Genomic DNA, 9023 nt, shown 5'->3' on the forward strand with positions numbered 1-9023 from the left:
CTTGTAGTCGGCCGCCCAGCGCTGGTAGGCCGGGGCGGGGAAGGAGGCCCCGGCGCCATTGATCGAAGGCAGCCGGCGACCACCGCCGCAGGCGCTGATGCTGAGCATCAGGGCCACGAGCCCTACCGGCAGGCAGGCCTGGCGAAGCTGGGCAATCGTCCGTTGGTTGGTGAGGGACATGGGGGGCACGTCACGGAATGCCTTGCGTCTAGGTGGAGTTCCGGGGGTGTTTGGTTAAGGCTTGTCGAAAAAGTGACAATGACAACAATGAGAGACGAACAGTTCAACCCAGCTAAGGCTTCTCCTCCTGCTCCTCCGCTTCCGGAGCGCGGGGAAGCAACGGCAGCGTTGGTGGCGGCAGCACCTCCAGAGCGGCCGGATTCGGTGCGGTTTCCGGGCCGATCAGGTCCACGGCAGTGCGTTGCACCACCAGCCGGAACCGAAGCGGGGCCTGTTTGGCGTTGATGAAGTCCTGCACAGCGGCCACCTGAGTGGCGGTGGGCAGGTCCGGATTTGTCACCCGCACCCGGGCCCGGATCAGGGGAGGGTTCTGCTGCCAGTCGATGCTCAGGCCCACCAGATCAATGGCGGGATCGCCGCCCAGGGTGATCGTGCTGCTGCGCAGCCACTTCTTGATGCCGGCCTCCAGCTGCTGGGCCTTGGTCTCCTGGCGGGAGCGGCTCAACAGGCGGAAGAAACTGCTGCCCAGCGGAATCACCAGCAGGGCAGTGAGGGCCACGCTGGTGAGGCCCAGGCGGCTGTGAAACAGCCGGCGCCGGTACACCTTTTCCAGCGTTCCCAGGGCCGCCATCGCCCCCACCATGATGCCCAGCAGGTTGGTGGTGAACAGCAGCAGCGCCCCGTAGGCCTGCCACCAGAACGACGACGCCAGCAGGATCCCCACGACACAGATCGGCGGCACCAGGGCCACGGCGATGGCCAGGCCGGCCAGGGCCGAGATGGCGTCCTTGCGGAGCTTGGCGTACATCGCCACCGCCCCGGCCACCAGGGCCACCCCCAGATCCAGCAGGTTGGGGCTGGTGCGGTTCATCACCTCGCTGCCGAAGCTGGGGAAGGCCACCAGATGGCCCACAGCCATCGCCAGCAGGACGCAGATCACCACCCCCAGCAGCAGGGTGCGCAGCGCCCGCAGGAACATCGGCAGCCGCCCCCGCAGGATCTCGAAGGCCATCGCCTGCAGCGGCATGATCCAGGGGGCCACCACCATGGCGCCGATCACCACCCCCGGGCTGTTGGCCAGCAGGCCGAGGGTGGCGATCAGGGTGGCCCCCACCGTGAGCACCACGAACACCTGGTTGAAGCTGGCGTCGTGCTCGAACTCCTGCTGCAGCGCAGCCAGCCGACCGTCATCGGCCGAGGTGGGGGAGGTGGTCATGGCGGAAGCGCCCTGGTCGGCTCCCCAGCCTGCAGCGTCGTCGCGATACCTTCAACGTCCTGCCCAGCCCACCCCGTCGCCATGGCCCGGCTCCTGCCTGCTGCCGCGAGTCTGGTGCTGGCGGTCCTTGTGCCCGTGGCCGCCCGGGCCGACAGCTGGACGTTCCAGTGGCTGGTGGAGGCCTTCGAGCAGCGCGGCTTCAGCGTGCTCGGCAGCCACCCACGCTGCGCCGAGCGCGGACTGTACGGGCTCTACCTGCGCGAGAGCCGGCGGATCGTGGTCTGCCCCCGCGGCAACCTCAACGACACCCTGCTGCACGAGGGCTGGCATGCGGTCCAGTCCCGCTGTCTGCGGGGGCGGCCCCATCTGGGTGAGGAGGAACTGCGCCGGGGCCTGGGCCGGCGCGACCGGCACGACCTGGCCCGGCTCTACGGCGAAGGCCGCTGGCAGCGGGAAGCGGAAGCCCGGGTCATGGCCCGCCGCGATCCCGCCTCCTACTTTCGCCTCGTGGACGAACTCTGTGGCTCACCCGTCCCCCCGCCAGCCCCGGCGCCGCCCGTGGGCGCGCCTCAGGGCCAGGCGGTGAAGCGCACCGGCTCATAGCGGGCGATCGCCACGCGCCAGCCCCGGATCGCCAGGGCGGCCAGCTCGGCCTGGAAATCGGCGGTGGCACCGCCGCCGACCCAGCGCGCCTTCAGCTGCGGCAGCTGCTCCTGCAGGGCCTCCAGCGGCAGCTCCACCAGCACCAGGCTGCCGTCCCCGGCGGCCCGCCGCAGGGCGCCTTCCTCACTGCGCTGCCACAGGCGCAGCAGCAGCTCCAGCACCAGGGTGCGGCCGTCGTCGCCGGGTTCCGGAGCTTCGGCCGCCGCCGCGGGCAACGACTTGCCGTTCAGGGGCAGGGCCCGCTTCCCCTCCTGCTCCAGCAGGGCCAGTGCCACCAGATAGGGAGCCTCAGCCATGACCATCGCCCGCACACAGCCCCCAGCCTGCCTGAACCGACAACTCACAGCCGATTGGTGTAAAACTTGTCAGGAGCGTTCCGTAGCCATGCTTCAGAGCAACGTCACGGTGGTGGTCGTACCTCGCGAACGCTTCGGTTACGCACTGAGATCACTGGATTCGATCATTCAGAACACGGACGTTCCGTTTGAGCTGATTTACATCGATGGCAACTCTCCCCCCGATCTGGCCAGGGCACTTCAGGCTAGGGCTGAAGAAAGGAATTTCCGGCTGATTCGCACCGAGCACTATCTCTCACCCAACACCGCCCGCAACCTGGCACTTCCCTTCATCAAGACCAAGTATCTGGTCTTCGTTGATAACGATGTGATTGTCAGCCGAGGTTGGCTTCAGGCTCTGGTCGCCTGCGCCGACCAGCACGGTTGCACCGCTGTCTGTCCGCTGACGTTCGAAGACGAAGCCTTCAGCGTCGTGCATCACGCCGGTGGTGAGCTTGTCTGGAAGTCGATGCCGCAGGGGCACCGCTGGCTGACCGAGCGGCGCCCCTGGAACCATCTGCCCCTGGCCAAGGTGAACAAGCCCCTGGTGGCGAGTCCCACCGAACTGAATGAATTCCACTGTGTTCTGGTTCGGACCGATTTCTTCGCCCACAGCGGCCCCCTCGACGAGAAGTTGCTGAGCATGGCCGAAGAGACAGATTTTTCGATCTCCGTCTCCACAAGCGGTGGTTCCATGTTTTTTGAGCCCGCCAGCCAAGTGAGTTACATCCCCCCTTCTCCCGAGCAGTTGCTTCCCTCCGACCTGCCGTTCTTCCAACTGCGCTGGTCCAGTGACTGGGTCAGAAAGAGCGTCGAGCACATGGTGGCCAAGCACAACCTGGACCCTTCTTCGCCTGTGGCCAAGCATTGGCCGCGCTTCGTGTTCCAGCATCGCCATGCCTGTGCGACGGGATCCAGAACGATGCCGCCGCTCAACATCCTGTTCGGCGATTACGGCACCACCCTCAGCAGGCGGGAGAAGTTCGATCAACTGCTGCGTCAGCTCTCCTGATCCCATCGGCGACCGCTGACCACCGCCGCCGTCTTCCCCTGATGACAGGGGCAAGCAGCCTGGCGAGCATGGAGATCCGTGGGCCCGTCCCACGCCACCCGCCCCGGATCCATGGACAGCTTCGACGGCAAGATCATCGTGGGCAGCGAGGAGTGGTGCAGCTTCCCGGACGCCGGGCTGCCGGCGATCAAGGCCCGCGTCGATTCCGGTGCGGCCACCTCCGCCCTCCACGCCACCAACATCGTTCCCTTCGACCGGGACGGGCGCCCCTGGGTGAGCTTCGAGGTGCACCCGCTGCAGGGTGATCGGGTGCTGGTGGTGCGCCACGAGGCCCCCGTGGTGGCCAAGCGGGACGTGCGCAACACCAGCGGCGTCCCCGAGAGCCGTTACGTGATCCGGGAGCGCCTGGTGCTGGGTGAGCAGAGCTGGGAGGTGGAACTCACCCTCGCCAACCGGGATGCGATGGGCTACCGGATGCTGCTCGGCCGGCAGGCCATGGTGGGCCGGATCCTGGTGGACCCGGAGGGCAGCCACCACCTGCGCAGCCTCAGTGCCGAGGAAAGCCGGGCCCTCTATTCCCATGTGCGCAAGCGAGACGACGGCCTGCGGATCGTGCTGCTGGCCAGCAACCCCGACCTCTACAGCAACCGTCGCCTGATCGAGGCCGGCGAGGAACGGGGCCACCACATGCAGTTCCTCAACATCCGCCAGTGCTACATCCGCCTGGATCCCCGCAACCCCGAGGTCCACTACCGCGGCGGCGACGTGCTCGGCACGGTGGATGCCGTCATCCCGCGCATCCGCCCCAGCGTCACCTTCTACGGCTGCGCTGTGACCCGGCAGTTCGAATCGATGGGCGTGCCGTCGCTCAACAGCGCCCAGGCGATCACCGTCTCCCGCGACAAGCTCTTCGCCTCGCAGGAGTTCGTCCGCGCCGGGCTCAACACCCCCGTCACCGGGTTCGCCGACTCCCCGCTCGACACCGTGGATCTGATCCGCATGGTGGGTGGCGCCCCCCTGATCGTGAAGCTGCTGGAGGGGGCCCAGGGCAAGGGCGTGGTGCTGGCCGAAACCCAGAAGGCGGCGGAAAGCGTCATCAATGCCCTCCAGAGCCTCGACGCCAACCTGCTGGTGCAGGAGTTCATCAAGGAGGCCGGGGGCACGGATCTGCGCTGCTTCGTGGTCGGCGGCAAGGTGGTGGCCGCCATCGAACGCCGGGCCGCCGAAGGGGAGTTCCGGGCCAACCTGCACCAGGGGGGGTCGGCCCGGATGGTGCAGCTCGATGCCCCCGAGAAACAGATGGCCATCAAGGCCTGCAAGGCCCTCGGGCTCGATGTGGCCGGCGTCGACATCCTCCGCTCCCACCGCGGGCCCCTTCTGCTGGAGGTGAACTCCAGCCCTGGACTGGAGGGGATCGAAGCGGCCACCGGCCTGGATCTGGCCGGCAAGATGATCCAGAAGCTGGAACGCAAGCTCGGCTGGGGCCGGCCCGCCGGCCAGGAGGCCGCCGTCGCCGCCCCGTCGCCGCCCTGAGCCATGGCGTCGGCCGCCATGGCCACTGATGCCACCCCCTACCTGGAGCTCCAGGCCGTCGAGGTCTGGCTGGGTCCGCGCCGGGTGTTCGACGATCTTTCCCTGCGGCTGCACCGCGGCGAGCACACGGCGGTGCTGGGGCCCAACGGCTCCGGCAAGAGTTCGCTGGTGAAGCTGCTCAGCCGCGAGCTGTACCCCGTGGTGAAGCCCGGCTCCTGCCTGCGGATCTTCGGCAGTGAAACGGTGAACCTCTGGGAGCTGCGCGGCCGCATCGGCCTGGTGTCCCAGGATCTGCAGGCCGCCTACGGGGGCCGGGTGCCCGCCGCCGATGTGGTGCTCTCCGGCCTCTTCGGCTCGGTGGGCATCGGCCGCAGCCAGGTGGCCACCATCGCCCAGCGCCGGCGCGTGGCGGCGCTGATGGCCCAGCTGGGGCTGGCCGACCTGGCCGAGCGCCCCTACGGCCAGCTCTCCGACGGGCAGCGGCGGCGCCTGCTGCTCGCCAGGGCCCTGGTGCACGGCCCCGAGGTGCTGGTGCTGGATGAACCCACCAACGGGCTCGATCTGAAGGCGAAACACCAGCTGCTGGGGATCCTGCGCGAGCTGGCCCGCGCCGGCACCACCCTGCTGCTGGTGACCCACCAGATCGAGGCGATCCTGCCCGAAATCAACCGTTGCGTGCTGCTGCGCGAGGGGAAGGTGGTGGGCGATGGCCCCACGGAGGCCCTGCTGCAGGACGCCCCCCTCAGCGCCCTGTTCGCCACGCCCCTGTGGGTGTGCGAGGCGAACGGTTACCGGCAGGTGTTGCCGGCCGGCTGAGCCGCCATCATTCAGGACACGTGCCGTGGCTTCCGGTTGCCCCGTCTGATCCGTCTGCTGCTGGCCTTCCTGACCGCCTGTCTGCTGCCGCTGATGGGCCTGTCAACGGCGGCGCTGTCAGCTGCTCAGGTGCCTCCGCCGTCCTCCACGGGCCTCAACACCTACGTGCCCCTGGAGAGCCAGCCCTTCCATGGCCAGCTGCTGGATCTGAAGCGGCAATGGACGGATGCGCCCCTCAACCAGGTGGTGGGGGACAGCCCGCGGGCCACCCTGCTCAACTTCTATGTGGTGATGGCCCAGGTGAGCCGCGACATCGCCCGGATCGAGGCGAAGGCGGCGGCGACACCCGGGCTGTTCTGGTCGAGCGCGGTGCAGAGCGAACTGGCGCTGATCACCAGCTACTTCGAGGAGGCGGTGAAGGCCCTGGATGTGTCGGAGATCCCCCAGAGCATCCGGGCAGATTTCGCCGATGAATATGCCCTCAAGCTGAAGGTGATTCTCGATTACGTCTTCACCCACAGCCGCAAGCCTTTCGAGATACCTGATGCGGCCGGCATGAAGGCGTTGAACGAGGGACGGGTGAACCCCAGTGCCAGCTGGACCATCCCCGGCACCTCCATCACCCTCACGGATGATGGGACAGAAGGGGGCCGGGATCGCGGCTACCGGTTCACGGCCTTCACGGTCGCCCAGATCCCCAGCCTCTACGAGGAGATCAAGAATCTGCGGGCGTCTTCCGCCGGCGAGTCCAGCCTGCTGACGCCAGCGATCTATGACGCCTTCAGCCTCAGGCCCGGCCATATCCTGCCGCCCAAGTGGTATCTGAACATTCCAGATGGCTTCCGTCGCCGCGTGCTGGAGGCCCATCTCTGGGACCAGACCCTGTTCCAGATCGTGCTGGGGCTGGTGGTGATGGCGGCCTTCGCCTTTGTTCAGTTCCGGCTGGTGCTGGCCCTGCTGGCCACCTATCGGATGACCAAAAAGGCCGCCAGCCAACCGCTCACCCCCATGGCGATCTGGCGGGTCGACAACATCGCCTGGCACCGGGTGCTGCTGGCTGTGGTGGCCCTGCCCATCACTCGGCTGGTGGAACTGGTGCTCGATCACTACGTGAACGTCACCGGCCTGCCCCTGCAGGTGCTGATGTACCTGCTCTACACGCTCTACTTCTGCTGGGCGGGGTTGTTCAGCTTCTTCTTGATGGAGGCCCTCGGCCGCAGCCTGGCGGAATGGGTCACGATTCTGCGCGGCCGGCGCAACGCCCTGCAGTTGAGCCGCGTCAGCAATCTGGTGATGCCGGTCTGCCGGGTGCTGGGGGCCATCATCGGCGTCTCCCTGATGTACCGGCTGCTGATCCTGCTGGGTTTGCCAGGCTCCACCGTGCTGGCCTTTTCCGCCGTTCCCGGCCTGGCCATCGGCCTCGGGGCTTCCAAGCTGCTGGGCAACCTGTTCGCCGGTCTGTCGATCCAGACCGACCGCCCCCTGCGGGTGGGTGAGTTCTGCCGCATCGGCAGCAATCTGGGCTATGTCACCAAGATTGGCCTGCGCTCCCTGGAGCTGCAGACCCATGAAAGTCGCGTCACGATCCCCAATTCGGTCGTCGATGAGGAGACGATCGTCAACTATTCCCTGCGCTCGAATCAGGCGCAGGATGCGGTGCTGCACGTCTTTGAGCTGCACCTGCCCCTGCCGGCCGATCTCACCCCCGACCAGCTGGACGATCTGGTGCATTTCGGCCGCCTGCACCTCACCGAGCTGACGGGTCTGTCCGCCGCCCAGGTGTTCCTCGACCAGGCCCCTGGCGATGGGGCGTTGCTGCTGCGCTGCTGCGGGCAGATTCATGCCCCCAACTGGACCGATTACCTCACGCTGCGGGAAGTGGTCCTGCTGCGGTTGCGGCAGATCCTCGATCAGGTGATCCGCTCCCGCATGGTGATCGGCGTGGCCTACGACACCACCGCAGAGCAACTGCAACGCATCCCGGACCTGATCGCCTCCCTGTTCGAGGCCGAACCCCTGGCCACCTTCCGCGCCTGTCGCCTGATGGCGATCAGCGACTTCAGCTACGACTTCACCTACGACTACCGCTCCTCCCAGCCCAGCTACGCGGCGTTCAAGGATGAGGTGGCCCGCCTCAACCGGGCCCTGCTGGCCCTGTTCGCCGCTGAAGGGATCGAGATCCCCTACCCCACCCAGGCGGAGGTTCAGCTCGATGGCTGACGGCGTTCTCCACACCCTGGCGGGCTGCGGCCTGGTGATCGCTGCCTATCCCCGCTTCCTCTACGACGCCCGTGGCGGCGGGGGCGTGGGGCGGCTCAGCGACGGGGACAGCACCGGTGCGCAGCGGCTCCACTTTGACCCTGCCGCTTTGCACATCCCCCCGCTCCACTGGCGCACCACCCGGTTCCTGGGCCTGCCCTTGCCCCCGGGGCTGGTGATCACGATCCACCCCCAACGGTTCGACGGCAGCCTCGATGGCGCCACCGGCGCGATGGCGCTGCGCTTCAGCGCCCGCTTCCGCTTCGCCATCGGCTCGCTCTATCGGGCCCCGGATCTCATCGTCGACACGACGCTCAGCACCGGCCCGGTGCAGGGTCGCCGCCACCAGGCCACGGGCCAGCCCCTTGATGGCGATGGCCTGGCGCAGCTGGTGGGGGTGGCCACCATCGCCCCGAGTGGCGATCCGTTTCTCGACCGGTTCCTGGGTCTGCCCGATGAGGCCCTGGCGCTGCTGCGCTGCCGGTTCGGGCCGCCGGCGCCGGACGGTCGGGACTTACCTTGACCCCCTTGATGCCCGATCCCGCCATGCATCCCCTGCCGTTGCATCTCGGAGCGGGCAGTGATCTGCGCGCCAGCCTCGAGCAGCTGGGGACCCAGGCCGGCGCCTCCGGGTTCGTGCTCGGGGTGGTGGGCGACCTCTCCCAGGCGGCCTTCCAGTGCCCGGGCCAGGCCGAGCCCACCGTGCTTCAGGGTCACCTGGAGATCATCACCCTGCAGGGCACGGTGGCGCCCCAGGGGGTGCACCTGCACCTGAGCCTCTCCGATGGCGAGTGCCAGGTGTGGGGTGGCCACCTGGAGCACGGCAGCCTGGTGCTCAGGGGCGCCGACCTGCTGGTGGGCTTCCTGCCCACGGCCGCGCCCCCGGAGCCAGCGGCCGCGGCGGCCGCCCCTTCCCAGCCGCGGGTGGCGATCGCCGTGCGCAGCGGCTGCCCCTTTTCGGCCCGGGCCCTGCGCATGCTGCGCACCCTCGGCATCCCCCACGTGGTGC

General features: G+C 68.0%; 9 protein-coding genes and 2 pseudogenes. 8 read left to right on the forward strand and 3 right to left on the reverse strand.

From position 1 onward, the window contains the following. Together KBZ04_RS10680 and KBZ04_RS10685 are read right to left on the reverse strand one after the other, a co-directional pair. Positions 1–180 (reverse strand): annotated as a pseudogene (locus KBZ04_RS10680) (phosphate ABC transporter substrate-binding protein PstS); the annotation flags it as partial. A 112-nt stretch (positions 181–292) separates the two neighbouring features. Then, positions 293–1396 carry a DUF389 domain-containing protein gene (locus KBZ04_RS10685; protein ID WP_254991912.1) on the reverse strand — a complete coding sequence of 368 codons (1104 nt, stop codon included), beginning with the start codon at positions 1394–1396 and terminating at the stop codon, positions 293–295. An 81-nt stretch (positions 1397–1477) separates the two neighbouring features. Between KBZ04_RS10685 and KBZ04_RS10690 the strand changes: the two genes are divergently transcribed. Next, a complete protein-coding gene (locus tag KBZ04_RS10690) occupies positions 1478–1999 on the forward strand; it encodes a hypothetical protein (protein WP_254991913.1) in 522 nt (173 codons plus the stop codon). On the opposite strand, the gene KBZ04_RS10695 is transcribed toward KBZ04_RS10690, so the two are convergent. Beyond that, positions 1966–2355, reverse strand: a complete 390-nt coding sequence (locus KBZ04_RS10695) for a hypothetical protein (RefSeq protein ID WP_254991914.1) — start codon at positions 2353–2355, stop codon at positions 1966–1968. The two genes, KBZ04_RS10690 and KBZ04_RS10695, sit on opposite strands and share 34 nt — an antisense overlap. A gap of 88 nt (positions 2356–2443) precedes the next feature. On the opposite strand from KBZ04_RS10695, the gene KBZ04_RS10700 reads away from it, so the two are divergent. From KBZ04_RS10700 to KBZ04_RS10725, 7 genes and pseudogenes are all read left to right on the forward strand, one after another. Further along, positions 2444–3406 (forward strand): glycosyltransferase family 2 protein, encoded by a 963-nt coding sequence (locus KBZ04_RS10700; RefSeq protein ID WP_254991915.1) that lies wholly within the window; start codon positions 2444–2446, stop codon positions 3404–3406. 111 nt (positions 3407–3517) lie between these two features. Next, a pseudogene (locus KBZ04_RS14365) lies at positions 3518–3919 on the forward strand (ATP-dependent zinc protease); the annotation flags it as partial. A 90-nt stretch (positions 3920–4009) separates the two neighbouring features. Continuing rightward, positions 4010–4939: a 30S ribosomal protein S6--L-glutamate ligase gene (gene rimK, locus KBZ04_RS14370; RefSeq protein WP_409995962.1), complete on the forward strand. Its 930-nt coding sequence runs from the start codon at positions 4010–4012 to the stop codon at positions 4937–4939. Between the two features lie 3 nt (positions 4940–4942). Continuing rightward, the gene (locus KBZ04_RS10710) at positions 4943–5755 is read left to right on the forward strand and encodes an ABC transporter ATP-binding protein (RefSeq protein ID WP_254991917.1); all 813 of its coding nucleotides are present in this window, start codon (positions 4943–4945) and stop codon (positions 5753–5755) included. A 36-nt stretch (positions 5756–5791) separates the two neighbouring features. Continuing rightward, positions 5792–7975, forward strand: a complete 2184-nt coding sequence (locus KBZ04_RS10715) for a mechanosensitive ion channel family protein (RefSeq protein WP_254991918.1) — start codon at positions 5792–5794, stop codon at positions 7973–7975. Further along, positions 7968–8537 carry a hypothetical protein gene (locus KBZ04_RS10720; RefSeq protein WP_254991919.1) on the forward strand — a complete coding sequence of 190 codons (570 nt, stop codon included), beginning with the start codon at positions 7968–7970 and terminating at the stop codon, positions 8535–8537. Before KBZ04_RS10715 ends, KBZ04_RS10720 begins: the two co-directional genes overlap by 8 nt. Positions 8538–8560: 23 nt before the next feature. Continuing rightward, positions 8561–9023: PCC domain-containing protein (locus tag KBZ04_RS10725; RefSeq protein WP_254991920.1), on the forward strand; the 463-nt coding region annotated here is incomplete at its 3' end.

The sequence above is a fragment of the Cyanobium sp. N5-Cardenillas genome, assembly GCF_024345515.1.
Taxonomy (GTDB): domain Bacteria; phylum Cyanobacteriota; class Cyanobacteriia; order PCC-6307; family Cyanobiaceae; genus Cyanobium.

Excerpts from the sequence above, each read along its gene's own strand:
- KBZ04_RS10685 (WP_254991912.1), bottom strand. The coding sequence starts at position 1,396 with ATGACCACCTCCCCCACCTCGGCCGATGACGGTCGGCTGGCTGCGCTG.
- KBZ04_RS10695 (WP_254991914.1), bottom strand. The coding sequence starts at position 2,355 with ATGGCTGAGGCTCCCTATCTGGTGGCACTGGCCCTGCTGGAGCAGGAG.
- KBZ04_RS10710 (WP_254991917.1), top strand. The coding sequence starts at position 4,943 with ATGGCGTCGGCCGCCATGGCCACTGATGCCACCCCCTACCTGGAGCTC.
- KBZ04_RS10690 (WP_254991913.1), top strand. The coding sequence starts at position 1,478 with ATGGCCCGGCTCCTGCCTGCTGCCGCGAGTCTGGTGCTGGCGGTCCTT.
- KBZ04_RS10700 (WP_254991915.1), top strand. The coding sequence starts at position 2,444 with ATGCTTCAGAGCAACGTCACGGTGGTGGTCGTACCTCGCGAACGCTTC.
- KBZ04_RS10720 (WP_254991919.1), top strand. The coding sequence starts at position 7,968 with ATGGCTGACGGCGTTCTCCACACCCTGGCGGGCTGCGGCCTGGTGATC.